Source organism: Haloterrigena salina JCM 13891, assembly GCF_000337495.1.
GTDB lineage: Archaea > Halobacteriota > Halobacteria > Halobacteriales > Natrialbaceae > Haloterrigena > Haloterrigena salina.
The window spans coordinates 1-24,022 of record NZ_AOIS01000066.1 but is presented as its reverse complement, the minus strand read 5'-3'; the positions used below and the strand labels follow the sequence as shown (position 1 = coordinate 24,022).

Genomic DNA, 24,022 nt, shown 5'->3' with positions numbered 1-24,022 from the left:
GGTAGAGTGGTTATCGCTCCCGGCTGGGATCAGTCTGTTCCCTGTCGGAACCGCCGTCCGTTCGGGCGGGGGTCTCCTCGGGCGCCAGCGCCTCGAAGAGGTCGTACTCGGTGCCCGTGAGGACGAACAGGGCCTCCTCGAGGGGCCGCAGGATCTCGGGGAGGATCTTGACGACGAGGTAGGTGATCCCGACGAGGGCGACGATCGACAGCGACTGGGCGATGTAGTTGTGCGCGACGAGGAAGGAGACGCGGCTGGCCTCGGCGCCCATATAGGTGGTCATGAACGAGACGAGCCAGTCCTGCTGGAACCAGCCCCACGGCGAGGCGAGGCCGATGAAGACGTTGCGCACGAGGTTGAGGAACCAGATCACGCCGACGGCCAGCCCGAAGGCGGCGGCCTTGCGCTTCAGCGGCGCCGTGACGGCGGCGATCAGTCCGCCGAAGATGGCCATGCTCCCGATCCCGGTACAGGCGAGGACGATGTAGGTCGTCCGACCGGTCACGGTCTCGTTCGGATCGAAGTCGAACTTGCTCACGTAGCCGTTGCTGCCCTCGATCAGGCCGGGGCTGTGGCCGAGCAGTTCCATCCCGAAGTGGGTCTGGGCCGCGGTCGTCTCGATCAGCCAGGTCTTGACGAACGGAATCGTCTCGACCGGCAGGTAGATCAGCCCCATGCAGGCGACGGCCTTCGTGAGGATCAACAGCGAGTCCCGCCCCGCCCAGAGGAGGTAGCCGGTGTAGAGACACAGCGGCAAGGCGAGCAGCCCGAGGATCGTCTTGAGCGGGCTCTGGGCCTCGCCGTAGTAGTAGGGCACCATCGTCACCCAGAAGACGCCGAAGGCGACCCAGGCCCCAGTGCCGAGGTAGCGCGCCGGTTCGCGGTACCCCTGGGAGGCGAGGAGCAACGCCGCGAGGAACGCGCCGATCGCGGCCCACGCCAACAGATCCGACGGGGTGATTCCCCCGGACGTTGCCGTTCCGGGAACGAACGTCGCCGAACCGGCGAGAGCGTAGCCGACGACCGACGCTGCCTCGGTCGCGGCGGTTGCGGACGGCATAGTCATGCTTGACTGAAGGACGCGCCTGCTATCAACTTGACGCCTCGTCTTCTCGATCGAATCGCCGGTCGTCGTCGGGGGAGTGCGAGCGTTCGTCGGAAACGCAACCAGTTACCGCGGGTGTCCTCCGGCAGGTCGATCGACTCGAGACGCGTCGGCGACCGCGTCCCTTTTTGTCGTCCTCCCGAAAGTGACGGTGTATGGTCGACGTCCTCGACAACAAGCGGGCCGCGACGCGGTTTCGGATCCTCGTCCAGATCGCCGAGCGCCAGCCCGCCGTCAGCCAGGGTGAGATCGCCGAGGAAGTCGGCGTGACGAGTCAGGCCGTCAGCGAGTACATCCGCGAACTCGTCGACGACGACCTCGTCGAGAAGGAAGGCCGCTCGCGGTACCGCGTCACACCGGAAGGCGTCGACTGGCTGTTCCGGGCCGCCGACGACATCCGCCGGTTCGCCGACCACGTGACAGGCGACGTCTTAGACGCGATGAGCGAGGCGGCCTACCTCGCGACCGACGACATCGCGGAGGGCGACACCGTCACGCTGTTCGTCGAGGACGGGCTGCTCCACGCGAAGCCCGGCGACGAGGGGCCGGCGACCGGCGTCGCGACGACCGACGCCGAGGCGGGAACCGACGTCGGCGTCACGAGCTTCGAGGGCGTGATGGACCTAGAGCCGGGCTCGGTCACCGTCCTGCAGGTGCCCGCGGTCCGCAGCGGCGGGAGCCGGGCGGTCGACGCCGACCTCGTGGCCGAGCGCTGCGAGGCGGCCGATCTGGTCGTGGCCGCCGGCGTCGAAGCCGTCGTCGCCTGCCGGCAGGCCGGCGCGGACCCCGCGGTGCCGTTCGCGGCCGGCGAGACCGCCGTCGAGGGGGCCGAACGCGGCCTCGAGGTGACCGCGATTGTCACGACCGACGAGGTCGGCCGCGTCACCGACACGCTCCGGGACGCCGACGTCTCGTACGAAGTCCTCGAGGGCTGAGCCGCGACGATCGCGGAGCGAACGATCGTCGAGGATCGCAAATGAGCCGATCGCGAACGATTTCTCAGACGTCCCTACCGTTAAGAGCGTGGTACTTGATACCACGAGCATGGAATCCGTCGGCAGCGGACTCGCGGCTATCGACTGGAACGGCACTCGAGCGGACGTCTACCTCTCCCGTCCGGACAAGTGCAACGCGATGACCGTCCCGCTCATGCGGGATCTGATCGCGGCCCTCGAGGCGGTCGACGCCGACGACGAGGTTCGGGCGGCGACGCTGCTCGGCGAGGGTCCCGTCTTCTGTGCCGGCATGGACTTGGAGATGATGCGCGACCGGGTCGAGCCCGACGCCGAGATCGATCGCGACGTCTTCCCCGAGGTCCTCGAGACCATCGAGGAGTTCCGGCAGCCGGTCGTCGCCGGGATCAAACGCGCCGCGCCCGCGGGGGCGTTCGAACTCACGCTGCCCTGTGACTTCCGGGTCATCGGCCGCGAGGCTAAGTACGGCCTGCTCGAGGTGCGACTCGGGACCTTCCCCCACGCGGGCGGCACCCAGCGCCTGCCGCGCCTCGTCGGGCTCTCGAAGGCCAAGGAGATCGTCCTCACCGGGGAGTTCGTCGATCCGGAGGACGCCGCCGAGATGGGGCTGGTCCACGAGGTCGTCGACACCGAGGTTGTCGACGAGCGCGCGAAGGCGTTCGCCGACGACCTCTGCGAGAACGCGCCACTGGGCCTGCGCAATGCGAAGCGGGCGCTCAACGCCGCCCTCGAGCTGCCGCTCGAGCGGGGGCTGGAGTACGAACGCCGGTTGGCCTACGAACTCGACGACACCGACGACTACCGAGAGGGGTTCGAAGCGCGTCTCGAGGACCGCGAGCCGGAGTTTCGCGGCGAATAGCGGACTCGAGGTGAGAAGTTTCCGGTGTCGTTCGGCGATCGGGACTACCGCCGGTCGTAGACCCGCACCGCCCTGTCGTGGCGTTTGGACAACCCGTTCGGGTTCCGACGGGACGATCGGTCGGCCCAGCGGGCCCGCAGTCCGTCGCGGAGTCCGCCGGCGGCGTTGGCGACGACGTCGGTCCCGTTTCCAACCCAGTCCGTCGGCGTCGCATCTCCGGTGACGACGTCCCGAACGCCGGCGGTCCCGTCGCGGAGGGCGCTCCCGACGATTCGACCGACCGTCGTCAGCCGCACGCCGTAGTTCTTCGCGAGTCGATAGGCCCGGGAGCGGTAGGTATTTCCCCAGTCGCGGTCGGTCTGGCCGCCGTCGGTACCGACCTCGCACCTGGCGGCCATCCCCGCGTCCCACTCGGTTTCGAAGCCGAGGCCGGCCAGGCGGTGGGCGCAGTCGCGTTCGCCGCCGACCTCGAGGTACTCGTCGAACCCGTCTAGGGCCTCGAGGACGGTCCGATCGAACGCGACGTTGTTGCCGTCGAAGTGGGTGACGCTGCGCCCGGCGACGGTGCGCGGATTCTGCAGATCGTAATCGAGCTCCCCGCCGGTCACGGGGCCGGTGACGACGTCGGTTCCGTCGGCGATCGCGCGCTCGACGGCGTCGTACCAGCTGTACTCGATCGCGTACTCCCCGTCAAGGAAGGCGACGACGTCACCCGTCGCAGCGCGGAGGCCGGCGTTGCGCGAGACGTTCGGATTCCGTTCGGAGATTTCGACGAGGACGTCGACGTCCGAGCGGTCGCGGACGACGCCGGTCGTCCCGTCGGAGGAAGGGCCGTTGACAACGACGATTTCCGTCGCGGACGGCATCCGCTCGGAGAGCGCGTCGAGACACGAGAGTAATCGCTCTCGGTCGTTGAGCGTCGATACCACTACCGAGAGCTCCATACGCGGTAGTAGCGTCCATCGATAGTAAAAATACGGGGTTCGCCGCTGCGAGCGGCTCGCGGCCAGCGGACAGGCGGTCGGTCACCGGACGCGGGTGTTCCAGTAGGAGACCGACGCGAGGTGGTCGGTCACCGACAGCGATCCGATCAACTCGTCGAGCGTCCGGATCGGCGTCGCGAGTTCGTTGGGAATCGACCGGTAGAGTCCGTACGGAGCGATGAAGTCGTCCTCGACGTCCTCCAGCGTCAGGTTCGTCTTCGCTAAGAGAACCGCCACTTCGCTCTTCGAGTAGAGCCGCGACCCCATCGGCAGCGCCCAGTTGTAGATGCTGCGCGCGCTAAATCGGTTGAACGTGTCGAAGACGATCTGGTCTCGGGACACCCGGCGCATTTCCTCTAAGAAGGCCTCCGGGTCGTCCGCGAGGTGGAAAAACCGCATCGCGATGACGGTATCGAAGTGATCGTCCGGAAACGGGAGCCGGCCCGCGTCCCCGCGAAGGAACTCCAGGGTTCCCTCGAGGGCCGCGTCCTTCGTTTTCTCCCGTCCCTGCTGTAACATCGCCGCCGAGATATCGAGTCCCACGACGTCGGCGCCCTGCTGGGCGAGCATCACGGTAAACCGCCCGGTACCACAGGCGATTTCGAGGATATTCCGGTCCTCGACGGGCATGATCGCGTCAAGGACTGCTTCCTTCTCCCGACGGTCGATGAGCTGACCGCCCCGGGAGAAGCGCTTGTCGTCGTACTCCTCGGCGACGTCGTCGGCCTGGTACCACTCCTGTCCTTTCACACTGGGCGCAACTACAGGAGCGGGAGGATAAAACGATACTGGAGTCTATCGACATCCGGGACGACGATGTCGACTTGGGGCCGGCTCAAACCCCGCAATCGGGCGGATCCTTTGCTGTGTTAATACGACATTCATACCCCTTATACAAACTGAACTATTCGTATCCACATATAGGGAAGCTTTACCACTACCGATTCCGCTCACGTAGGTATGAGCACGAGTACAGCCGAGGACCGAGGCGCCGCCGCCGAAGAGACCCTTTCGAAGGACGAATACCGCGATCGCCTCCGCGATCTGCCGCCGAGCGCGAAGCTCGTCGCGAAAGTGCTGGAGACCGATTCGCCGCTCTCGCAGGGGCAACTCGCCGAAGAGTCGTTGCTGCCCGACCGCACCGTCCGCTACGCGCTCAACCGCCTCGAGGACGTCGGTCTCGTCGGCTCCCGGTACAGCTTCCGCGACGCCCGCAAGCAGGTCTACTTCCTCAAACACTGACTGCGGGGACCCGGTCCGCAGCTTCCGGAGCGGGAGTGGGATGGGCCACCCGGTCCGATCCGTCGACACACACTTTTTCGACCGCTGAGTTGTTCGAGGTATGGACGTTACTCAGTGTGCCGTTCCGGTTGCGACGCGCGCCCCGACTGGGGAGACCAACGCCTACCTCCTCGGAGAGGATCCGGCCGTACTCGTCGATCCCGCGGCGCGAAGCGACGACCTCGACGATCTCGTTTCCGACCGCGGCGTCGACCACGTTCTCGTCACCCACGCGCATCCCGACCACGTCGGTGCCGTCGCCGCGTACGCCGACGAGACGGACGCGACCGTCTGGGCTCGATACGGGCGGGCGGAGCGCTTTCACGACGCGACCGGCTGCGAGCCGGATCGGACGCTGGCGCCCGGGACGACGATTCCGCTCGGCGACGACCGCGTTCGGGTTCTCGACGCGCCCGGGCACGCGCCCGACCACGTCGCCCTCGAGGCCGGCCACGGCGGACCGGTCCTCTGTGGCGACTGCGCCGTTCGCGAGGGCAGCGTCGTCGTGGGCGCGCCCGAGGGCGACATGCGCGCGTACGTGACGACGCTACGGCGACTGTGGGCGAGGAATCCGCCGGCGCTCCATCCCGGCCACGGGCCCGCGATCGACGACCCGCGGACGACCCTCGAGCGACTGCTGGACCACCGCTACCGTCGGGAGCGCAAGGTGCTCGAGGCGGTCGAGGGCGGCGCCGACACGCTCGAGGAAATCCTCGAGGCGGCCTACGAGAAGGACCTCACCGGCGTTCGCGATCTGGCCCGAGCGACGGTCCGTGCCCACCTCGAGAAACTTGCCGTGGAGGGGCGCCTCGAGTGGGATGGGGAACGCGCGGCGGCGCGATCGGACTAGACTCGGTACGGACGCGGACCCGGAGCCGGATCCGGATCCGGACTCGAGGAGCGACTGACTTTTCCGCGCCGGCGACGACACTCGGGTGTGCAATCGCTCGAAGCCGAACTCGAGGAGGCCCGCGCGCTGGACACCGACGACCTCGCGGACGCCATCGAATCGATCGGCTTCGAGTGTACCCGCTGTGGCGCCTGCTGCAAGGGCGAAGACGAGGACGACCACACGGCGACCGTTTTCCCCGACGAGGTGCGGGAACTGGAAGCGAGCGACGAGTACGACGGCGACTACGACTGGCGCGACGTCGCCCGTCCCATGCCGTACGGACTCTCTGAGACCGAGGACGGCGACCTCGAGGGCGAGACCTTCGAGTGGGCGCTTCAGACCGACGACTGCGGCGACTGCACCTTCTACGAGGAAGACGAGTCAGGAACGGGCGCCTGCGTCGCCCACGACGATCGGCCGCTGATCTGCCGGACCTACCCATTCAGCGTCGCCCTCGCGGGGACGAGCCAGCCGATGGGCGAGGCCGTCGACGAGGAGGGCGTCGTCCGCGCCCACGAGTGCGAGGGGCTGGGGCGGGACATCTCCCGTGCAGACGCCCAGGACCTGGCCCACGCGCTGAAGGAACGCGCCGTCCGGGAACTCGAGGAGGCCATCGCCGTCCGGGACGAGTACGCGCCCGCCGATCCCGACCCCGGCGAGGTGGTCGTCCACGATTCCGAGGGGGCCAAACGGATCGACGGGACGCCGCTCGAGGAGTGAGCGCCGTCGCCGCGATCGCCCGCGCGTCGTCCGGCGCGAACCGATAGGAAATTGACCCGGTTGTTCGAAGGGACCGGCATGGACATCGATTGGGACGGGATCACTCACGTGACGAAAGTCGATCCGGCGAAGCCGCTTCCGTCGGATCTCGGCGCGCTCGAGGGGACCGACCTGGTGCTCGTCGGCGGCTCCGACGACGTCACCGAGGCCAACACGCTCGAGGCGATCGCGGCGATCGACGACGCCCACCCCTCGCTCCCCGTCTTTCAAGAACCGTACAGTTCGAGTCACGTCTCCAAAGCGACGATCGAGGCGGCGGACTACCTGTCCGTGCCGGCGGTCTACAACGGCGATCGGGAACACTTCGTGGGGAAACACGTCGACCTCTTTACCGAGGTCGGGAGCAAACCCGAGGCCCTCCTCGGCGCGAGCCTGCCGGTCGTCGGCGACCTGATCTCCTCGAAGGGGGCCGACGCGGTTGCGGACCTCGCCACGAACGTCGTCGGCGAGGGATACGTGATCCAGCACCTCGAGTCCACGGCGGCGGCGACCTCCGGCGTCGAGGCGACGTACACGTCCGAACAGGTCGCCGGCGCGGCGCTGGCGACGGAGACATTCTACGGCTTTCCGATCTTCTACATCGAGTACTCGGGCACCTACGGCGGTCCCGCGGACGTCGAAGCCGCCGCGCGCTACCTCGAGGAGACGGCGCTGTTCTACGGCGGCGGGATCGACAGTCGGGCGAAAGCGACCGAGATCCTCGAGGCCGGCGCGGACGCCATCGTCGTGGGCGACTGTTTCCACGACGATCCGGAGACGTTCCGGGAGACGATTCCGGAGTAGCAATCGGCGAAGACGCAGTTATCTGCCGTACGCGAACCAACGAGACTGAACGGGAACTGGAAGTGTTGAAATCCACAGCCGTTGTCGGGACTAGCGAAGTTGGTTGGTAGATACAGGTCGAGTAGCCGCCGGAGCAGCGATGAATTAGCTCGTTCGTCTCTCGTAGATCCGTTGGTATCTCGGATACAGCAGAAACCAGATGGCTATCAGTAGCGCACAGTGGAATAGCCAGATGGGATCCGTGAATAAACCGCGAAGAGACACGGATGGGGTACGTTCGAGCAACACCTCCCGGAGAGCGCCGACAGCTATGAGCCCTGTTACGTATAGGCCGATAAAAACGAGCGAATCGCGTCTAAATGACGGCTCCATATCGTCGAATCGACTTCGATTGCAATAAACTCAGCCAATATATTCGCACACCTTCCCGAGGCTATTCCAGCGGGAAAAGCGCCGAAGTAAGCAGTTTTCGACAGGGCGAAACTGGAGCATTTGCTATCGTAGCAATTGGGAATTTGCATACCCTTCCTAACCGATTCGTTCGCAGCGCTCGCGACGACCTCGCGCGCTGTCATCGACCGTCCTCGCTTTCGCTCACGGCTCACTTCGTTTCCCGTTCCCAGTCGAGATGCTCCCTCTGGTCGTCGCGTCGCTCGGCCGGACCGACAGCACGCGCCACCGCAGACGGATTACTTACAACCGCGAGCGAACACGAAGGGTGAGCGAGCGGGCCGACGACTGACCCGGAAGCCGCGCTATGCGCGGCTGTAGGGGAAGAAGGAGTGCTTTTCATCGAAGTTTTGCCGAGTGCGGTCGCGAAGCGACCGCACGCAGCGCAAAAGTTCGTTTCTAGAACGTCTCCTCGATGATCTCGCCGACGGCGAAGTTGGACTTGACCTCCGAGACTTCGACCTTGACGCGTTCGCCGACGTCGGCACCGGGGACGATGATGACGTAGCCGCGTTCGACACGAGCGATCCCGTCGCCCTGTTTGCCGATGTCCTCGATTTCGACGTAGCGTGTTTCGCCGACGTCGACCGGTGGCTGCGGTTCCGACGGTGCCGTCTGGGGCTGTGCCGTCGACTCCTCGGCGTCGTCCTCCTCGCGGGAGATGAGCGCGACGCGGTAGACCTCCTCCGGGTCGATGTCGCCGGTTTCGACTTCTTGACGTGGTACCTCGATGACGTATCGGTCCTCCTCTGCCGAGACGTCCGCACTGAACAGACACAGGAGTTTTTCAGATATTTCCACAGGTAGACCCTCAATTCCACCTCTGAAGCGCCTCCGTAATAGAACTACCGACCGCGGGCCGTTATTTGCAGGTGGGGCGGTGAAAAAACGTGGTCGAACGCCCTCGATTCTCGAGCAGTCGTCAGTTGGCGGACCGTCGCGAGGAGGGGAATTCGGAGCCCGGTCAGTCCGCGCCCTCGAGCACTCGCGTCGTCGCGAACCCCTCGAGGTCGACCTCGGTTCCCAGATCGGCGTCGGTGACCGACTCGTAGGGCCGGTTGACGACGATGTCGCCGGCGGTGCTGTCGCCGACGCCGGGGATCGCGGTGAGTTCGTCCATCGAAGCGGCGTTGAGATCTAGTGGGTAGGGGACGCCGGTCACGGAGCGGTAGCCGTGGTCGACGACCGCGACGTCGACGGTTCGGCCGAGTTCGCGCTCACCGGGGATGCCGACCAGCAGCGGGTAGGTGCCCAGCTGGCGACCGAAGGTCCTCCCGTCCTGGTGGTACTCGAGGTGGACGTCGGGCAGGACGGTGCCCGGCGGGGCGACGCGCTCGAGCATCGGATTGTCGATCTCCTCGCGGACCTGCTTCTTGTACCGCTTGAATAGCTGTTTGTGCTCGTTCGCGATTTCAGCCCCCGTATCGCTCATGTCGGTGCCGTCGAAGGACATCACCTGCCGGATGTTGATCCGCCGGAGCATGTAGCCCTCGTCGTAGACCCGCTGGAGGAACTCGCGGTTGCGCTCGTAGGTCTCCTCGCGCTCGCCCTTGAGCCCGTGCAGCAGGTTGATTCCGGGGAGGAGCTTGGGCAGCCGACGCGGGGCGTCGTCCCCGAAGGTGGGGGCGTCCGCGGGATCCTCGCCCGGACGCCAGCCGGCCTCCTCGTTGACGATCTTGACCGCCTCGAAACACTCCTCGGCGCTGACGTTGAGGTTGTTCTCCTCCTGGACGACGGGGTCGGCCGACTCGAGGCCGAACGCCGCGGTGTCGCCGGGCGTGTTGTGCTCGGCGATGATCCGGATCCCCTCCCGGCTCTGTTCGGGCCAGTTGACGATCGTGATCGGGTTCATGTTGTCCAGGTGCAGCGTCTCGAGATCGGGCGCGACCTCGCGGATGCCGCTATAGAGTTGCCGGAGCGCGTCCGGATTCGGCGCCTCGCCGTCGCCGCCGTAGGCGAGGATGTCGGCCTGCCGGCCGATCCGGAAGTGTTTGACGCCGAAATCGGAGAGGGCGTCGACCTCGCCGACGACCGTCGGCGGCGGCCGGAAGGAGGGGTTGCCGTACAGCGGTTCCGTACAGAACGAGCAGCGGTACGCGCACCCGCGGGAGGTCTCGAGTTCGGCGATGAGGTGGTCGGGGTGGTTGGGGTGTTGCTCGACGATGAACGCGCCCTCCTGGGCCCACCGCGAGACCTCATCGATATCGCGCATCCGGTTGTTGAAGCCCTCGAGGCCGTTTGCCACGAGGTCGTGGACGGCGGCCTCGACGTCGCCCTTGGCGACGAAATCGAAGTCCAGGTCCTGGCGTTCGGTCTCCGTAGCGCCGGCGTTCTCGTCGCCGACGCCGAACTTGACGGGGCCGCCCATCAGGCTGGTCCCGTTAGCTGTCCAGGCGAGCTTTCGCACTTCGTCCGGCTCGGCGGGCGTGCCGCCGACGTACTTCCCGGGGACGGTCATCCCGCCCAGGTAGATCATGAGGTCGGCCTCGTCGACGTCCCGCCAGTAGTCGGGCTCGTCGCGGAGCCGATCGATCGTGTGGTACGTGATCTGTTCGCGGGGAACCCCCGCGTCGACGAGCGCTCCCGCCGCGTAGCGGGGATACGTCGAGATGTACGGCGGCACCCCGAAGTGTGCGGGCTCGTCGACGTAGCCGTCGACGATCGTCACCGACAGCGTCTCGGGGTCGATCATACCGAGCGGTAGCGCCTCGAACGGTAAAACGATGACTACACGGTCGCCCCGCTGGGGGTCGTCGGTGGGACCGTCTCGCGGGACATCGAATCGCGTCCGTCGTCCGACGACGGACCGGAACGGGAAACGTACCGTCTTTCGTTCACCACTGCGAACCGACGGTGAACAGCTATTTCTCACTTGAGATGGTACCTCATACCAATGAACGAAGCGTGGCTGAGAGACGTTCTCGAAGCGATGGAGAGCGATGCCGTTCCGGACGATCTCTTGGGCGTGCTTTCGGATCGCTACGCTCGTTACGTACTGTCCCATCTCTCGGACGAATCGACTGTGACGCTCGACGCGCTCGCGGATACGGCGACCGGGCTGAAAGCGACCGAGACGGGATCCATTGCGACCCCCGGAGACCGCGACGAGATACGCGTTCGGCTGTACCACCTCGTGCTGCCGAAACTCGACGCTGCCGGGTACCTCGAGTTCGATAGCGAGACGCAGACCGTCGAACGGGACGAGATTCCCGACGTCCTCCGTGAACTACTGCGGAAGGGGACGTGATACGATGGAGCGCCTTCGCGATCAACTCGACGAGATCGAAGCGCGGCGGAAGATCCTCGAAGTGCATACGGGCCGAGACCGAGTCGCGGCGGAGTTCGAGCGGCAGTTCTCGACGCGAAACGTTCGCGTGGTTCGAGAGTCGAGTCCGTTGAGCGGCGGTCGCGGCTTCGTGATCGTTCGAGACGCGGATCGCGAGTTCCGCGGCGCGTTAGATATCGATCATTTCCGCGCCGTGCTCTCTCCGGAAATCCACCCGCCGTGGGCGCTCGAGGACGCCGGCGTAGACTACTCCGACCTCTTCGAGTTCCTCGAAAACACGCTCTTCGCCTCGTACGATCGGCGGCAGATGCTGGCCGCGAGTCGCGAGATCGAAGAGCGCGCGTGGCGGACCGACGCCGGCACGTTATTCGTCGGGTTCCAGAGTTCGACGGCCTTCGACTCTCAAGTCTCAGTCTACGAACGCCTGGTACGGGACCGAACCCTCACGATCACGATCTTCGTCGAGGACGAGTACGACGAGCGAATAGCCGATCGAATCGACGTGGTATCCGACGCGGGCGGTGAGATCGGGGCGTTCTGGTTCGTGGTCTTCGACGGAGGCGGAAGCGATATGAACAAATGCGGACTGCTCGCCGAGGAACGCGAGCCCGATCGGTACCACGGGTTCTGGACGTACGATCCCGAACGAATCGACGAACTCGTCACCTATCTCCGTTCGTTGGGTGGCGCGTGAACGGAACGCGACCCCGACGGTATCCGTGCCGGGGTGCCGCAACCCCGACGTTGATGGTCGTCGTGACGCTAGACACGTCTATGCCACCGACCGAGGAAATCGTCTGCACCGCGGAGGATTGTTTTCTCGACATCTTCGAGAACCACTACACGTACGACGTCCCCGACGACCTCGAGGTGACCGACCTCGCCTGCCCGGTCTGCGGGGGGACGGACTGCCTCGAGCGGGTCGAACTGTAGCGTGACGGGGCCCCGCCAGCGACGGTCGACCCCGACGCCGTCTGACGTTTATTTTGAACCATCAAAAGAGATATGAATGCCGATCGTGTACCCGTTGGTGAGCCATGTCCTCGACGTACGTCCAGGTCCTCGTCGTCGCTCCGGGCGCCCCCAGAGGTGAGTCACCGTGGGTCTAAGTGATCTCCGCAAATCGGTCGGTAGCGTCCTCTACCGACAGGTCGGTCGCGCGAGCGGACACGTCCAGAACCACCGCACGCTCCCCGTCGACGTGCTCGAAACCGAGACCGCCTACCGAGTCGTTTTCGACGCGCCGGGCGCCGAACCCGACGACGTCCAGGTTCGGTATCTCGGCGGCAACGTCAAGATCCAGATCGATCGGTTCCGCCAGTACCACGAGGGCTACGAGATGCGGTTCCCGGGTCGCGGGATGGAACTCGACGGCGAAGCGGAGTTGCCCGACGACGCGGTCGTCGACCCCGACTCTGGAACGGCGACGCTGACCGAAGCCGGCACGCTGCGGATCGATATCCCGAAGGACGTCGCCGTCGACGGCGACGCGACGGGCGCCACCGAACCGGGCGAACTCACCGCCGACGACTGACTCAGTTCTCCGACTCGACCGCCATCCCGTCGACGATCTCGAACGACTCATCGCCGTCGAACCGGGTCGGATCAAACGCGTCGATTCCCTCGCCACCGACCACCTGTTCTGCGAGTCGCTGTCCGATCGCCGGCGCGCGCATGAAGCCGTGGCCCTGGAACCCCGTCGCGACGTAGATCCCGTCCTCGAGTTCGCCGACCAGCGGATCGCGGTCGGGCGTCGCCGTACAGAGGCCGGCCCAGGCCCGCTCGAGGTCGAGGTCGGCGTCGGGAAGCCGGTGGCGAACGCGCTCGAGTAGGTCATCGGCGAAGTCGGGATCGGCGTCGCGGTCGTAGTCGTCGGGGTCGCCCTCGACGTACTCCGTGCCGTCGCCCGCGAGGAGGCCATCGGGGTGGGGCCGCAGGTAGAAGGAGTCGCTCGCGTCGTAGCACATCGGCTCGCCGACGTCGGCGTCGGCGACCAGCGCCTGCACGCGGTAGGGTTTCATCGCGATCGAGAGCCCGGCGTCCGCCAGCAGTTGCTTCGTGTGGGCGCCGGCGGCCACGACGACAGCGTCGACCTCGCGCTCGGTGCCATCCTCGAGGACGACTCGCGCAGGATCGATCTCGACGTCGACCGGCGTCCCGGGGGCGAGCGTCGCGCCTGCGCCGTCGGCCGCGGCGGCCAGACAGGCGGTGTATTTCGCTGGATCGGTGTAGCCCGCTCCGCCGGCGATGCCGGCGACGGCGACGTCGTCGGTTCGGAGCGCGTCGAAGCGGTCCGCGAGCGCGTCGCCGTCGGCCTCGAGGGCGACGACGCCGTTTTCCTGCATCCGCTCGACCTGGTCGCGGATGGCGTCGGCGTGGTCCGCATCGCCCTCGCGGGCGAGCCAGACGTAGGGACACTCGGCGAACGGGAAGGTTTCGTCGCCCGAGAGCGACCGAAAGCGTTCGATCGCGTCGCTGGCGATCTCGGCGTCGAGCGGATCGGCGAAGGCGTCGTAACAGATCCCCGCCGCCCGGCCGCTCGAGCCGCTCGCGATCTGATCCTTCTCGTAGAGCGTTACGTCGGCACCCTCGCGAGCGAGATCGTAGGCCGTCGTCGCGCCGACGGCGCCGCCGCCGACGACGGCGACCTCGAGGCCGGCGCCCGCCTGGGTGAAGGCGTCGGCGCCGACCGCGATCCCCGGATCGTCGTCGATGTCGGTCATGGCCGATCACGCGCCGGGAGCGTGCGTGCGCGGCGCTGTCCTCGAGCGTCGATCGCGTCACCAAAACTCGTCATGCCGGATACTGGGGCTGGCTGATACTTACTCTGTGTGATCGATGTCCGGCGCAGTTATTCGAGAAACGGCCCGAGGCCGCGGGCGGGGTAGCCGACGATCGTCGTCGCGCCGGCCTCGCGCAGGGCGTCGGTCTGGGCGCGCACCTCATCGGGGGCGCCGACGAGCGCGTAGTCGGTGGCCGCCTCGAGCAGCACGTCTCGAGCGCGGCCGGTCGCCGTCGCGTCGGTCGGGGCGTCCTCGGGGAGGGCTCGCGCGACCGGCCGTCGGCGGGCGACGTAGGCGCCGACGGCGTCGAGCACGGCGTCGTCGTCCTCGGTTAGCACCGTCGGGGCGTAGACGGAGACGTCGCCGTCGAAGCCGGCCGCCCGCAACGCCCGCAGGTCGCGCTCGGTCGTCCGCGAGAGCAGTTCGTACTGGGTCGCGCCGGTCGCCATCGCGATCCGTTCGACGCTCTCGGTGCCGACCCAGGCCTCGGGTTCGGTCTCGAGGGCGGCGCCGAGTCGCGGCGCGACGGCCCGCTCGCGCTCTTCGGCGGTGAGGTAAGCGGGGTGGCCCGCCACGAGGACTCGCCCGACGGCGTCGGGGAGTTCGGCGGTCAGCGAGTCGTCGCCCAGCGGGTCGAAACCGTCGGCCCGGACGGGCGTCGTCACCAGGACGTCGGTCTCCTTCGAGAGGGCGACGAGCGTCTCGGGGGCGGGGAGGTGCTCGCGGCCCTCGTAGTCGATCGCGATCGTCTCGACCGGGATCGACGCGGCCGTCGAAACGTCGCACTCGGCGGGTTTCAGCGCGATCGCGTCCAGTCCGGCGCGGGTGACGGTGCTCGTGGTCAACATGGGTGCTCACTTCGCGCGACGCGGCGGTCCCGACGGGCCCGAAACCTCGAGCGACGGCGATCGGGACGGCGAACCGTCGACGCGGATATAGACGTGCTGTGCGGCCGGCGCGCAAAAAACTGGCGTTCCGCCGGTGCCGTCGGCGGCCGGCTGCGATCGCCGAGCGACGCGGTTTCCGCCGCCGCGAGTCCACAATCTACTCATAGGAGGGCGCCCTGCCATCGACCGTGATCGCGGCCACATGAGTTCGGTCAAGGGTGACTTCGGACGTGGCCTCATCGTCGTCGGTCCCGTCCTCGTGACGCTGTACCTCGCCCACTACCTCTACTCGTTTATCGCGGGCGTGACGCCGGGGCTCCTGCTGAACGCGGAGACCCTCGAGGCGATCGCGCCCGGACTGGGCGAGTACGCGCGCGTCCAACTCGCCAGCTTCCTCCGCGTCACGACGTTCGTCGGATTCCTCCTCCTCGCGATGTACGTCATCGGGCAGATGACGGACACGACGATCGGCGGCGTCCTCGAGGGGATCGTCGACTACGTGGCGAACCGGATGCCCGTCATCCGCGTCGTCTACAACGCCTCGAAGACCGCCACCGAGACGACGTTCGGCGCGGGCGAGGCCCTCCAGACGCCGGTCAGAGTCGAGACCTGGGACGGCGTGTGGATGACCGCGTTCAAGACCGGCCAGCGGACGCCCGACGGCCGCGCGACGCTCTTTCTCCCGACGTCGCCGAACATCTCGTCGGGCTACGTCCTCGAGGTTTCGCCCGACGACTTCATCGAACTCGACGAGACGCTCGAGGAAGCGCTCACGCGGGTGGTCAGCGGCGGCTTCGGCGACGCGGAAACCGCCGAGGCGGAGCTCGACGAGGGGCCGCTAACCGTGGTCGGCCACCTCGAGTCCGAGTCCGACGGGACGACGAACCGAGAGCAGTAACGGACGGGCCTACCGTCGGGAGCGTTCGACCCGCTCGGGCGGCTCGAACTCGGTCGTCAACTCGAGCAGCTGGACGAGTATGCGGCCGGTCGCTCCCCAGACGGTGTAGCCGTCGACGTGGAAGTAGTGGATGACGATGTCGCCGTAGTAGGGGTGATCCCGGCGCTCGTACTCGTAGTTCTCCGGATCGAGCAGCCCGGACAGCGGCAGAACGACGATCTCGGCGACCTCGTAGCCGTCGCCGACGTACTCGCGGTCGGGGACGCGGCCGACGAACGGCGTGACGGCGTACTCCGTGATCGTCCGGATATCGTCTAACTGGCCGACGATCTCGACCTCGTCGGGCTCGAGCCCGATCTCCTCGTTGGCCTCGCGGAGCGCGGTGTCGAGAATGGAGTCGTCGAACGATTCGGCGCCGCCGCCGGGAAAACTCATCTGGCCGGGGTGTTCGCCGAGGTGGTCGGCTCGCCGCGTAAAGAGCAGGTGGTCCTCGCCGTCGCGTTCGATGATCGGCGCGAGGACGGCCGCGTCGTGTTCCTGGTCGTCGATCTCGAGGGGCGCGTGGTCGGCGACCGGCTCGAGGGTCATCGTCGGCTGTGACATACGGGGGTACGCTCACCTTCGTTCTCGTTTCGCGGTCCGCGGCCCGCGGCGGCGGTCGAGCGGTCGCGGAGCCGCGAGGTCGCTGTCGATGTCGGACCGTCGGTCCCGATCGGAATCTCCGTTTCGGTTCGCGATCCGTCGTCGGGCGCTCGCGTCGACGACGCGACCTCACTCGAGGGCGCCTTCCAGTCGCTCCCGCTCGGCGGCGAATTCGACCGGAGCCCAGGCCTCGACGTCGTAGCTGACGTCGATCAGGTGTCGGGTCCGGTCCTCGTTCTCGGCCTCGAGGGCCGCCTCGACGGCGTCGGTAAACTGCTCGCGGGCAGTCTCGCCGAGGGCCTCGCGGTCCAGTCGCCGCCGGTCGACGTCGAGGATGTGCGGGACGTCCTCGGCGTGGTCCGGCACCGACGGGAACGCCGTCGGCCCGGCGACCAGCAGCGACCGGCGCTCGCCGTCGACCGGGCGTTCGTGGCGAACGAGGGCGAACGACTCGAGGGCGTCCTCGATCGCCGTCTCGAGGGCCGCCTCGTCGACGGACTGGCCGTCCGCCCGGAACGCCGCCTCGGAGAGCGCCCGCTCGAGTTCCGCGCGGGTCAGCCCGCCGAAGAGGTCGACGACGCCCGCCAGTTCGTCCGCAGTCGCGTCCATACACGCCACGACGGACGAGGGTCGGATTAGCGTTGCGGTCACCGGTATTTCGACAGACGTTACGCGTTACGGACCGCCAGCGTGGCCGAGACGATCGCCTCGGGCGTCACCGGCGCGTCCGTCCACGGGGGCAGCCGGCGGTCGGGATCGGGCGGCGCGATCGAGCCGGCGTAGCGGGCGAGCTGGTCCCGCTCGGCCGCGGGATCGTAGGCGAGTCCGTTGAACGCCGCGTCGGCGCGGTACCGCTCGATCAGCCGATCGCCGGCCGCGAGATACCGCTCCCGGAGGGTCTCGTAGTCGGGGTCGACGCCGCGCTCCTCGACGACGCGCAGCAGTTCTCCGGCCACCTCGCGGCTCATCCCCTCGAGGCCGGTCTCGCCGGCGACCGCGCGGTGGTCGTGTTCGTGGCGCCCGAGATCCACCTGCGCGGAGCCGTCGACGCCGGCCGTATCGAAGGCGTCGCCGAGGGTGCCGACCTCGAGGCCCCAGGCCCGAGGTGCGCGGAGCCGGCGGGCGAGGGCGGCCGTGACGGCGAACTCGCCGGCGAGCGGATACCGGAAGGCCCGGAGGTAGTCGAGGATCGGCGCGTCATGGCGGTCGGCGAGCGCGCGAACGAGCGGCGCGTAGAACAGTCGGAAGAGCCGCCCGTAGAGCCGGCCGTCCTCGACGCGGGCGTAGTACCCCTTCGAGAAGGCGTAGTCCATCGTCAGCGGCGCGAGCAGGCGCGGGACGTGGCCGGCCTCGTAGCTCCTGGCGTCGGCGTCGTGGACGACGACGTACTCGCCGGCGTCGGCGGCGGGCCCGAGCGCGAGCCAGACGTCCCGGCCCTTGCCGAACTCACCGTCCAACCCCGCGTCGGTCAACAGAGCGTCGACTCGAGGAGCGTTACACCACAGGACGCGAATCGGCAGCGCGAACGACTCGAGCCAGTCGCGAAACGGGCCGATCTCGGCGGCGTCGGCGCGAACGGGAACGAAGACGGCGGCCGGAGCGGGATCGAGGGACTCGAGTTCCGAGAGAACGCGTTCGGCGGCGGGGTTCTCGTGTTCGCGGGCGGTCATCGGGACGACGACGGCCGTCTCGGCGACGGCGTCGGCGGCCGCGCGGGCGAGGTCGCCGTCGCGGCCGGCGGTCCCGCCGAACTCGTGGAGCGTCGCGATCCGCTCCTGAACGTACTCCATCGATGGAGTGTTCGAGCGGACCGGTAAAACGGCCACGACTCCGGCCAGAACGTCCGGTCGTGATGACTAGATTACAGTATCGCGCCACTCAGAACGTCACGATACAGATCTCGATAAAGCACCGGTCTTTTTCTACCCTACGTTCGTAGGGGCGGAACATGAAATCAGTCCGGAAGGCACTCCGCGACGGCGAACTCGACAAGGACACCTACGATCGGCTCGTCTGCGGTGACTGCGAGAAGGCCCTGAAGACCGAAAACGACCCGGACCAGATCAAGACGGTCCGCACCTGTCCGGAGTGCGACGCCGAGTGGAAGGAAATTCGCTGACCGGTCCGAGTCGCCCGTTCCCGAAACGGAGTCCCTTCTTCGGTCGCTGTCCGACAGTGACGACGCTCGTGTCGTGTCGCGTCGACGGCGGCATAGCGCGCCGTGTCGGTTCAGTGTGATCGGCGACGGCGATGGGCCGCGTTGACTCTCGAGTCCGCTCGTTCGAACGACTCCTCGCGTTCTCGGGTCGTCAGAACCGAACGTACCGTTCGGCGAGCGGAGACGCCGGTCCGACCAGCGCACCGTAGACGAGCAGCGCGACGAGACTCGGCAAGTGGAGGTACGGGACCGGCGGCGTCCAGCCGAGGGGTCTGAGCCACAGCGGCAACGCGAGCGCGACGCCGAGGACCCAGACCGCGAGGCCGAAACACGCGCCGAGCGTGAGCCCCGTGATCGGATCGGTCACGTCCTCCTCGAGGGGACTCAGCGTTCCGAGTAGTCGATACGCAAACGCCCCGACCACGCTGGCCGCTGCCACGAGCGAGAGGCCCAGTATCATCCCGGGCCGTCCGACGAGGATGCCGACCGACTCGAGCAGGCCGAACGCGTACAGAACGGCCCCGAACCCTATCCCGCCCGCGAGTCCGGCGACCGCGATCGCAGCTACGCCTTCGATTCCCCGATCCACGAACTGCCCCTGAACGTGTTCCCCACTCATACGCTTTCGTGAGTTATTTTCAACGGTTGATACTTATCTGTTTGTGATTTTTCTACGCGGATTGTATCCAGAGCGGCCCGCCGTGGCCGCGAGGATCGGGTTCGGACGAGTTACGCTACTGATCGGTGATCAGAATCGTCGGATACCGACGACCGGCCGCCTCCGTCTCACGGCTCGAGTCGCGAGCCGAAACGGGCCTCGAGTCGGCGTTCGACTCGGAACATAATATTCTGCTGACCACTATTGCCGCGACGTGCCAACGACGAGGTATGCACACCGGTCCGCTCGTTCGAGGCCTCGGAATCGCGGCGCTGGCCACAGGGCTTCTCGGGTTGCTCGTTCTGGGCGGCGCCGGCTGGTCCCTCGAGGCGATTCCGGCGGCCGACTCGGGCGACGCGAACGAACTCGTCGTCCTCGAGGGCGGCGACTACGACCTCGGGGCGGCGTACCGCGACGCCGGGCCGTCGGCGGCCCCCGACGCCGAGGCGACCGATCGAGCGGCGACCGCCGGCCTTTCCGCCGTCGCGTCCGAGGTCGGGAGCACCCTCGTCGCGCCGGCCGACCGCAGCGAGGAGCGTCGCTTCGGGGGGCTCCTGTACGCGCACGCGATCTCGGCCGTCGGCGCCGCGCTGGTCGCGGGCCGCGCGCTCGTCGGCTGGCGGCTCGATATCCGCCGGCTCTCCCTCGAGCCGACCGGACGGCTGCCCGTCGGTGGCGACGCCGGGTCGGAGCCGGCCGATCGACAGTCGACGACTCGAGTCGCGCGAAGCGGGGAGTGATCGACGTGGCCGACGGCTTGACGCACGTACTGGTCGCGTACGCGCTCGCGACGCTCCTCTCGATACGGTATCCGTGGATCACGGCGCGGCTGGCGACCGTCGCGATGGTCGGCGGGATGCTCCCCGACCTCAATCGGTTGAAATGGGTCGTCCCGCCGGAGACGATCGAGGCTGCGCTCGGCGCGTCGTTTTCCTGGCGGCCGATGCACTCGATCGGCGGCGTGGCGGTCGTGATCTGCATCGCTTCGCTGACCGTCCGCGCGGAGTACCGGCGGGCGGTCGCGCTCCTGCTCGCACTCGGGGCGCTATCGCATTTCATACTCGATCTCCTGTTGGTGCCGCCGGCGGGCACCTACCAGTTCCTCTGGCCGCTCACCGACGCCGACGTCGTCTTTCCGGGATTCTACAGCAGCCGCGATCGATGGGTCGCACCGGTTTCGATCCTTCTGGCTCTCGCGGCTCGATCGGTTGCTCGGCGTCACTCTCGCTCTCGGTCGCTCGAGCGTGAGTCGCACGAGTCGCCGATGCCGGCGGACGGGTGACAGTCGGAGAAGAGTCGTTGGGGTCCGTCGAAACCGTTGCGCTACGCGGCTTTTCGCGTGAGTATCGTGACGCTTCGGCGGACGTAGCCGAGCCCGGGCCGTCCGTCGCGGTACCAGACGAGGAGGGCGACGAACGCGAGGCCGAGTTGCGCCCACTCGTACCAGCCCATCGAGTAGCGCAGGAAGCCCGCGAGGATCCCGTCGACCGACTCGTACGGCGGCGGCGGGAGCAGCGGCCAGACGAGGAACGTCAACTGGGACGCGTCGGCCGTGAGAATCGCGTTCGGCGGGATGTCCGCGAGCAGATGCGAGACGTGGCCGACGGCGAACGCGACTCCGGCGTCAGGCCGGTCGAATCGGCTCGCGGCGAGGTAGACGGACGGGAGCAACAGCGCGGCGACGAAGACGGAGTGGGTGAGCGTCCGCCCGCCGGGGAGGAGTTCGAGCGACCAGGCGAACGGCTTATCGATCAGATCGGGAAACTGCGACCCGATCGCCAGCGCGATCACCGGCAGCGCACGCGGCGGACGGTCGCGGAGGCGGTGCCGGGCGATCGAATAGCATAGATACGCGACGGCCAGGTGTCCCCAGGGCCACATTGCCTCGAGGTTGCATCGAACTCCCTAAAGGTACTTCGTTCCGGGACTCAAGCGAGGCGGCTGCGCGCTCGAAGATGCGGACGATATTCGTCTAATGGACGGACACGAAACTGCAGATTCGATCACCTCATGGTGAGAAAATCCTGCTTGCAGAATGTTAAGTAGGAGTGTTGCTTATAGCTGTTCGCTATATGGAAGAGGAGACGGAGTCTACGGTGTCACTCGAGTTCACGGACGAGGAGATCGAGCGGATACTGATGTGTCTCGCGCTGGCTCGAAACAGTCCGCAGATGACCGGATCGCTCGCGGTCGACGACCTCATCGCGCGGTTCGCAACCCACGTCAACGAGAGCGAGATGCCCGCCGTCGACGATCCCGATACAAATATTCAGAAGGACTAATCCGACGCGGATCGAGTCGTTTCGCGGCTGAACCCCTGGGAACGGTGGGCCTCCGTCGTCGTGTCTCGCCGTGCTCGGCTGCTTCTCGATGCAGGTTACCGCAGGCAGAGACTCGAGACTGATAGATCGGCATCCCGGCATGCATGGGCGGCGTGATCGTGAAGCCGGTTGTAGTACTATTCGGGGTATGGGAGCCACAGAGCCGTGCCCGAACTGCGGCGAAACGGACGTCTGGCTCGAGGAGCGAGCCCGACACATCCAGTACGGCTGCAACCTGTGCGATCACGTGGAAACAGGAAAAGACGACGTAGGACGGGACCGAGACGCACGACGAACGGAACGTGGAACCGCTCGTGATCGTCCGGGGCGTCCGATCGCTCGACGGTTCCGCCGCGCGTCGTACGGCCGTCTGACTGACGTTTTTGACCCCGACCGTTGATCCGACCGGTATGGTAACTCGACTCCCCGTCGAGACGTCCCGTATCGAGCTGCGACAGTCGGCGTATCGGAGGCGATAACCCGTGTCGTCAGCACAGTCCACGCCGCTACTCCCGCTGGACGCGCGCGTGACGACGTGGCCGGCGTACCTGCTGACCGTCTGCTGGCCGGGCGCCGGGCACCTCTACGCCCGGCAGTGGCGCCGCGGCTGCTGCTGGGCCGCACTGTGCGGGGCCGCGCTCGTGTTTCTGAGTCCCGGATCGCTCCTCGCCGCCGGCCCGCTCGTCGAGCCGCTCGTCCTCTCGATCCTCCGGCTCGAGACCGTCGCCTTCGCGGACGTGGCCTTCCCGCTCGCCGTCCTCGCTCTCAGCGCGATCGATCTCTACTCGCTGGCGGTGCTCGAAGAGGTGTAGGGAGTACGGGTCGTGCAACCGCCGGGACGGTCTCCAAAAAAGCGCGGGACAGTGGGAAGCGGCTTTCGCTCGCACCGGAAGCGGCATTCGGGCTCGCGATCACCTCCGCAGGCCGGGTTCCGGCGCCCGCGAACGGTGTCGCGTCCCGATCACGCGCGAGACGACGGCCGGCCGCCGGCTACTGCAGGACCGGGCTGCTCTCAGACGGGCTCGAATCGGTAACCGTCCCAGTCCTGGCTCTCCGGCTCGCGGATGCCGGCGCCGGGCTCGCGGAGCTCCTCGACGTAGACGGGTTCGACTTCGTCGCCGGTCTCGATCTCGTCGGTCGTCACCTGCCCGATCGCGCGGACCGACTCGCCTTCTACGTCGAATTCGACGACGGCGAGCGTGTTCGGTTCGCGAACGCCCGGGGGCGTCGCCGTGCTCGTGGTCCAGGTGACGACTTCGCCGGTGTACTCGCTGAGATCGATCGTTCCGACGGGTTCGGCGCCGCCGCGACTGCGCGGGTGACCGGGGTAGCTGATCGAACCGTCCTCGTACTCGTAGGCGTCCATGCTCATCGTGCTGCCTCCATGATGGTGGTGATGACGCAGTTACCGAAGCCGCCGACGTTACAGCAGAGGCCGACGTCCGCGTCGACCTGTCGCGGGCCGGCCTCGCCGGTCAGCTGTTCGTAGATTTCGACCGCCTGTGCGACCCCGCTGGCGCCTAACGGGTGGCCCTTCGACTTGAGACCGCCGGAGGTGTTGATCGGCAACTCGCCGGTATCGCGCTCGGTGTAGCCGTCCTCGACGAGTTCCCACGCTTCGCCCTGCTCGGCAAAGCCCAGTCCCTCCATCTGGAGGAACTCGAGGATGGTGAACATGTCGTGGAGTTCGGCGACGTCGATGTCGTCGGGACCGTAGCCGCTCATCTCGTAGGCCCCGTTCCCGCTCTCGACGACGCCGCCCATCACGGTCGGATCCTCNGCGACGTCGATGTCGTCGGGACCGTAGCCGCTCATCTCGTAGGCCCCGTTCCCGCTCTCGACGACGCCGCCCATCACGGTCGGATCCTCTCGCTCGTGGACGACGTGCGTATCGGTGGCGCCGTCAACGCCCGAAATGACGATGTAGTCGTCCGTGTACTCACGCGCGGTCTCCTCGGAACAGAGCAGGAGGGCCCCCGAGCCGTCCGTAACTGGACAGAAGTCGTACAGCCGCAGCGGGTCCGCGATGATCGGCGACTCGAGGATGGTGTCGACGGCGACTTCCTTCTGGAACTGGGCGTGAGGGTTATCGACGCCGTTCTCGTGGTTCTTGGCGGCGACCGTCGCCAGACTCTCTCGGGGCGCGTCGAACCGCTCGAGGTAGTGGCGGGCGGTCAGCCCGGCGAAGGAGGAGAGGGTGACGCCGTGTTTGTACTCGGCGGGGTGGGTGACCGAGGCGATGATGTCGGTCGACTCGCCGGTCGTCCGGTGGGTCATCTTCT

Annotated in this window: 30 protein-coding genes; 16 read left to right on the top strand and 14 right to left on the bottom strand. The window is 67.1% G+C overall.

Annotated elements, in window-relative coordinates; genetic code table 11:
- Positions 1-10 precede the first annotated feature (10 nt).
- Positions 11-1,060 carry an archaeosortase A gene (gene artA / locus C477_RS20790; RefSeq protein ID WP_008896541.1) on the bottom strand — a complete coding sequence of 350 codons (1,050 nt, stop codon included), beginning with the start codon at positions 1,058-1,060 and terminating at the stop codon, positions 11-13.
- 200 nt (positions 1,061-1,260) lie between these two features.
- Between artA and C477_RS20785 the strand changes: the two genes are divergently transcribed.
- Together C477_RS20785 and C477_RS20780 are read left to right on the top strand one after the other, a co-directional pair.
- A complete protein-coding gene (locus tag C477_RS20785; RefSeq protein WP_008896540.1) occupies positions 1,261-2,040 on the top strand; it encodes a DUF7839 domain-containing protein in 780 nt (259 codons plus the stop codon).
- Positions 2,041-2,149: 109 nt separating this feature from the next.
- Positions 2,150-2,938 carry an enoyl-CoA hydratase/isomerase family protein gene (locus C477_RS20780; RefSeq protein WP_008896539.1) on the top strand — a complete coding sequence of 263 codons (789 nt, stop codon included), beginning with the start codon at positions 2,150-2,152 and terminating at the stop codon, positions 2,936-2,938.
- Positions 2,939-2,982: 44 nt separating this feature from the next.
- On the opposite strand, the gene C477_RS20775 is transcribed toward C477_RS20780, so the two are convergent.
- On the bottom strand, positions 2,983-3,882 hold the full coding sequence (locus C477_RS20775) for a glycosyltransferase family 2 protein (RefSeq protein WP_008896538.1): 900 nt from the start codon (positions 3,880-3,882) through the stop codon (positions 2,983-2,985).
- Positions 3,883-3,963: 81 nt separating this feature from the next.
- Entirely contained in the window at positions 3,964-4,671 is a 708-nt protein-coding gene (locus C477_RS20770; RefSeq protein WP_008896537.1) for a class I SAM-dependent methyltransferase, read from the bottom strand.
- Positions 4,672-4,881: 210 nt separating this feature from the next.
- Here C477_RS20770 and C477_RS20765 point away from each other — a divergent pair, with 210 nt between their 5' ends.
- The 4 genes from C477_RS20765 (at position 4,882) to C477_RS20750 (ending at position 7,657) form a co-directional block, all read left to right on the top strand.
- Positions 4,882-5,163, top strand: coding sequence for a MarR family transcriptional regulator (locus tag C477_RS20765; protein ID WP_008896536.1), 282 nt, complete (start codon positions 4,882-4,884; stop codon positions 5,161-5,163).
- Positions 5,164-5,263: 100 nt separating this feature from the next.
- A complete protein-coding gene (locus C477_RS20760) occupies positions 5,264-6,052 on the top strand; it encodes an MBL fold metallo-hydrolase (RefSeq protein ID WP_008896535.1) in 789 nt (262 codons plus the stop codon).
- Positions 6,053-6,139: 87 nt separating this feature from the next.
- Entirely contained in the window at positions 6,140-6,814 is a 675-nt protein-coding gene (locus tag C477_RS20755; protein ID WP_008896534.1) for a YkgJ family cysteine cluster protein, read from the top strand.
- Positions 6,815-6,892: 78 nt separating this feature from the next.
- The gene (locus C477_RS20750; RefSeq protein WP_008896533.1) at positions 6,893-7,657 is read left to right on the top strand and encodes a heptaprenylglyceryl phosphate synthase; all 765 of its coding nucleotides are present in this window, start codon (positions 6,893-6,895) and stop codon (positions 7,655-7,657) included.
- Between the two features lie 849 nt (positions 7,658-8,506).
- Here C477_RS20750 and C477_RS20740 read toward each other — a convergent pair.
- Positions 8,507-8,908 carry a TRAM domain-containing protein gene (locus tag C477_RS20740; RefSeq protein ID WP_008896531.1) on the bottom strand — a complete coding sequence of 134 codons (402 nt, stop codon included), beginning with the start codon at positions 8,906-8,908 and terminating at the stop codon, positions 8,507-8,509.
- Between the two features lie 163 nt (positions 8,909-9,071).
- Positions 9,072-10,799: a radical SAM protein gene (locus C477_RS20735; protein WP_008896530.1), complete on the bottom strand. Its 1,728-nt coding sequence runs from the start codon at positions 10,797-10,799 to the stop codon at positions 9,072-9,074.
- 201 nt (positions 10,800-11,000) lie between these two features.
- On the opposite strand from C477_RS20735, the gene C477_RS20730 reads away from it, so the two are divergent.
- The 4 genes from C477_RS20730 (at position 11,001) to C477_RS20715 (ending at position 12,927) form a co-directional block, all read left to right on the top strand.
- Positions 11,001-11,354, top strand: a complete 354-nt coding sequence (locus tag C477_RS20730; RefSeq protein WP_008896529.1) for a DUF7344 domain-containing protein — start codon at positions 11,001-11,003, stop codon at positions 11,352-11,354.
- 4 nt (positions 11,355-11,358) lie between these two features.
- Entirely contained in the window at positions 11,359-12,087 is a 729-nt protein-coding gene (locus C477_RS20725; protein ID WP_008896528.1) for a DICT sensory domain-containing protein, read from the top strand.
- An 80-nt stretch (positions 12,088-12,167) separates the two neighbouring features.
- Positions 12,168-12,326 (top strand): DUF7559 family protein, encoded by a 159-nt coding sequence (locus C477_RS24255; protein ID WP_008896527.1) that lies wholly within the window; start codon positions 12,168-12,170, stop codon positions 12,324-12,326.
- A 166-nt stretch (positions 12,327-12,492) separates the two neighbouring features.
- Positions 12,493-12,927: an Hsp20/alpha crystallin family protein gene (locus C477_RS20715; RefSeq protein WP_008896526.1), complete on the top strand. Its 435-nt coding sequence runs from the start codon at positions 12,493-12,495 to the stop codon at positions 12,925-12,927.
- A gap of 1 nt (position 12,928) precedes the next feature.
- Here C477_RS20715 and C477_RS20710 read toward each other — a convergent pair whose 3' ends face one another.
- Positions 12,929-14,116 (bottom strand): NAD(P)/FAD-dependent oxidoreductase, encoded by a 1,188-nt coding sequence (locus C477_RS20710; protein ID WP_008896525.1) that lies wholly within the window; start codon positions 14,114-14,116, stop codon positions 12,929-12,931.
- A 128-nt stretch (positions 14,117-14,244) separates the two neighbouring features.
- Positions 14,245-15,024 (bottom strand): DUF7388 family protein, encoded by a 780-nt coding sequence (locus C477_RS20705; protein WP_008896524.1) that lies wholly within the window; start codon positions 15,022-15,024, stop codon positions 14,245-14,247.
- Between the two features lie 241 nt (positions 15,025-15,265).
- Between C477_RS20705 and C477_RS20700 the strand changes: the two genes are divergently transcribed.
- Positions 15,266-15,961, top strand: a complete 696-nt coding sequence (locus C477_RS20700) for a DUF502 domain-containing protein (protein ID WP_008896523.1) — start codon at positions 15,266-15,268, stop codon at positions 15,959-15,961.
- 9 nt (positions 15,962-15,970) lie between these two features.
- Here C477_RS20700 and C477_RS20695 read toward each other — a convergent pair whose 3' ends face one another.
- The 3 genes from C477_RS20695 to C477_RS20685 all read right to left on the bottom strand — a co-directional run bounded on the left by C477_RS20695 (position 15,971) and on the right by C477_RS20685 (position 18,393).
- Complete coding sequence (locus tag C477_RS20695) at positions 15,971-16,564, bottom strand: NUDIX hydrolase (RefSeq protein WP_008896522.1); 594 nt, start codon at positions 16,562-16,564, stop codon at positions 15,971-15,973.
- 168 nt (positions 16,565-16,732) lie between these two features.
- Complete coding sequence (locus tag C477_RS20690) at positions 16,733-17,212, bottom strand: DUF7109 family protein (protein WP_008896521.1); 480 nt, start codon at positions 17,210-17,212, stop codon at positions 16,733-16,735.
- A gap of 59 nt (positions 17,213-17,271) precedes the next feature.
- Positions 17,272-18,393 carry a glycosyltransferase family protein gene (locus C477_RS20685; RefSeq protein WP_008896520.1) on the bottom strand — a complete coding sequence of 374 codons (1,122 nt, stop codon included), beginning with the start codon at positions 18,391-18,393 and terminating at the stop codon, positions 17,272-17,274.
- A gap of 158 nt (positions 18,394-18,551) precedes the next feature.
- Here C477_RS20685 and C477_RS24250 point away from each other — a divergent pair, with 158 nt between their 5' ends.
- Positions 18,552-18,722 carry an HVO_0758 family zinc finger protein gene (locus C477_RS24250; protein WP_008896519.1) on the top strand — a complete coding sequence of 57 codons (171 nt, stop codon included), beginning with the start codon at positions 18,552-18,554 and terminating at the stop codon, positions 18,720-18,722.
- A gap of 190 nt (positions 18,723-18,912) precedes the next feature.
- Here C477_RS24250 and C477_RS20680 read toward each other — a convergent pair whose 3' ends face one another.
- Positions 18,913-19,380 carry a hypothetical protein gene (locus C477_RS20680; protein WP_008896518.1) on the bottom strand — a complete coding sequence of 156 codons (468 nt, stop codon included), beginning with the start codon at positions 19,378-19,380 and terminating at the stop codon, positions 18,913-18,915.
- 269 nt (positions 19,381-19,649) lie between these two features.
- On the opposite strand from C477_RS20680, the gene C477_RS20675 reads away from it, so the two are divergent.
- The gene (locus C477_RS20675) at positions 19,650-20,159 is read left to right on the top strand and encodes a hypothetical protein (RefSeq protein WP_152423366.1); all 510 of its coding nucleotides are present in this window, start codon (positions 19,650-19,652) and stop codon (positions 20,157-20,159) included.
- 5 nt (positions 20,160-20,164) lie between these two features.
- Complete coding sequence (locus C477_RS20670; protein ID WP_239641912.1) at positions 20,165-20,701, top strand: metal-dependent hydrolase; 537 nt, start codon at positions 20,165-20,167, stop codon at positions 20,699-20,701.
- A 41-nt stretch (positions 20,702-20,742) separates the two neighbouring features.
- Here the strand turns inward: C477_RS20670 and C477_RS20665 are convergent, their stop codons facing one another.
- On the bottom strand, positions 20,743-21,300 hold the full coding sequence (locus C477_RS20665) for a metal-dependent hydrolase (RefSeq protein WP_008896515.1): 558 nt from the start codon (positions 21,298-21,300) through the stop codon (positions 20,743-20,745).
- Between the two features lie 191 nt (positions 21,301-21,491).
- Here C477_RS20665 and C477_RS20660 point away from each other — a divergent pair, with 191 nt between their 5' ends.
- Complete coding sequence (locus C477_RS20660) at positions 21,492-21,701, top strand: hypothetical protein (RefSeq protein ID WP_008896514.1); 210 nt, start codon at positions 21,492-21,494, stop codon at positions 21,699-21,701.
- A 521-nt stretch (positions 21,702-22,222) separates the two neighbouring features.
- Entirely contained in the window at positions 22,223-22,552 is a 330-nt protein-coding gene (locus C477_RS20655; protein ID WP_008896513.1) for a hypothetical protein, read from the top strand.
- 200 nt (positions 22,553-22,752) lie between these two features.
- On the opposite strand, the gene C477_RS20650 is transcribed toward C477_RS20655, so the two are convergent.
- Positions 22,753-23,112 carry an OB-fold domain-containing protein gene (locus C477_RS20650; protein ID WP_008896512.1) on the bottom strand — a complete coding sequence of 120 codons (360 nt, stop codon included), beginning with the start codon at positions 23,110-23,112 and terminating at the stop codon, positions 22,753-22,755.
- On the bottom strand, positions 23,109-24,022 hold a 914-nt coding region (locus C477_RS20645), incomplete at its 5' end, for a thiolase family protein (protein ID WP_008896511.1). The genes C477_RS20645 and C477_RS20650, both read right to left, overlap by 4 nt.

Excerpts from the sequence above, each read along its gene's own strand:
- artA (WP_008896541.1), bottom strand. The coding sequence starts at position 1,060 with ATGCCGTCCGCAACCGCCGCGACCGAGGCAGCGTCGGTCGTCGGCTAC.
- C477_RS20785 (WP_008896540.1), top strand. The coding sequence starts at position 1,261 with ATGGTCGACGTCCTCGACAACAAGCGGGCCGCGACGCGGTTTCGGATC.
- C477_RS20780 (WP_008896539.1), top strand. The coding sequence starts at position 2,150 with ATGGAATCCGTCGGCAGCGGACTCGCGGCTATCGACTGGAACGGCACT.
- C477_RS20775 (WP_008896538.1), bottom strand. The coding sequence starts at position 3,882 with ATGGAGCTCTCGGTAGTGGTATCGACGCTCAACGACCGAGAGCGATTA.
- C477_RS20765 (WP_008896536.1), top strand. The coding sequence starts at position 4,882 with ATGAGCACGAGTACAGCCGAGGACCGAGGCGCCGCCGCCGAAGAGACC.
- C477_RS20760 (WP_008896535.1), top strand. The coding sequence starts at position 5,264 with ATGGACGTTACTCAGTGTGCCGTTCCGGTTGCGACGCGCGCCCCGACT.
- C477_RS20750 (WP_008896533.1), top strand. The coding sequence starts at position 6,893 with ATGGACATCGATTGGGACGGGATCACTCACGTGACGAAAGTCGATCCG.
- C477_RS20735 (WP_008896530.1), bottom strand. The coding sequence starts at position 10,799 with ATGATCGACCCCGAGACGCTGTCGGTGACGATCGTCGACGGCTACGTC.
- C477_RS20730 (WP_008896529.1), top strand. The coding sequence starts at position 11,001 with ATGAACGAAGCGTGGCTGAGAGACGTTCTCGAAGCGATGGAGAGCGAT.
- C477_RS20725 (WP_008896528.1), top strand. The coding sequence starts at position 11,359 with ATGGAGCGCCTTCGCGATCAACTCGACGAGATCGAAGCGCGGCGGAAG.
- C477_RS24255 (WP_008896527.1), top strand. The coding sequence starts at position 12,168 with ATGCCACCGACCGAGGAAATCGTCTGCACCGCGGAGGATTGTTTTCTC.
- C477_RS20710 (WP_008896525.1), bottom strand. The coding sequence starts at position 14,116 with ATGACCGACATCGACGACGATCCGGGGATCGCGGTCGGCGCCGACGCC.
- C477_RS20705 (WP_008896524.1), bottom strand. The coding sequence starts at position 15,024 with ATGTTGACCACGAGCACCGTCACCCGCGCCGGACTGGACGCGATCGCG.
- C477_RS20700 (WP_008896523.1), top strand. The coding sequence starts at position 15,266 with ATGAGTTCGGTCAAGGGTGACTTCGGACGTGGCCTCATCGTCGTCGGT.
- C477_RS20695 (WP_008896522.1), bottom strand. The coding sequence starts at position 16,564 with ATGTCACAGCCGACGATGACCCTCGAGCCGGTCGCCGACCACGCGCCC.
- C477_RS20690 (WP_008896521.1), bottom strand. The coding sequence starts at position 17,212 with ATGGACGCGACTGCGGACGAACTGGCGGGCGTCGTCGACCTCTTCGGC.
- C477_RS20685 (WP_008896520.1), bottom strand. The coding sequence starts at position 18,393 with ATGGAGTACGTTCAGGAGCGGATCGCGACGCTCCACGAGTTCGGCGGG.
- C477_RS24250 (WP_008896519.1), top strand. The coding sequence starts at position 18,552 with ATGAAATCAGTCCGGAAGGCACTCCGCGACGGCGAACTCGACAAGGAC.
- C477_RS20680 (WP_008896518.1), bottom strand. The coding sequence starts at position 19,380 with ATGAGTGGGGAACACGTTCAGGGGCAGTTCGTGGATCGGGGAATCGAA.
- C477_RS20675 (WP_152423366.1), top strand. The coding sequence starts at position 19,650 with ATGCACACCGGTCCGCTCGTTCGAGGCCTCGGAATCGCGGCGCTGGCC.
- C477_RS20665 (WP_008896515.1), bottom strand. The coding sequence starts at position 21,300 with ATGTGGCCCTGGGGACACCTGGCCGTCGCGTATCTATGCTATTCGATC.
- C477_RS20660 (WP_008896514.1), top strand. The coding sequence starts at position 21,492 with ATGGAAGAGGAGACGGAGTCTACGGTGTCACTCGAGTTCACGGACGAG.
- C477_RS20650 (WP_008896512.1), bottom strand. The coding sequence starts at position 23,112 with ATGAGCATGGACGCCTACGAGTACGAGGACGGTTCGATCAGCTACCCC.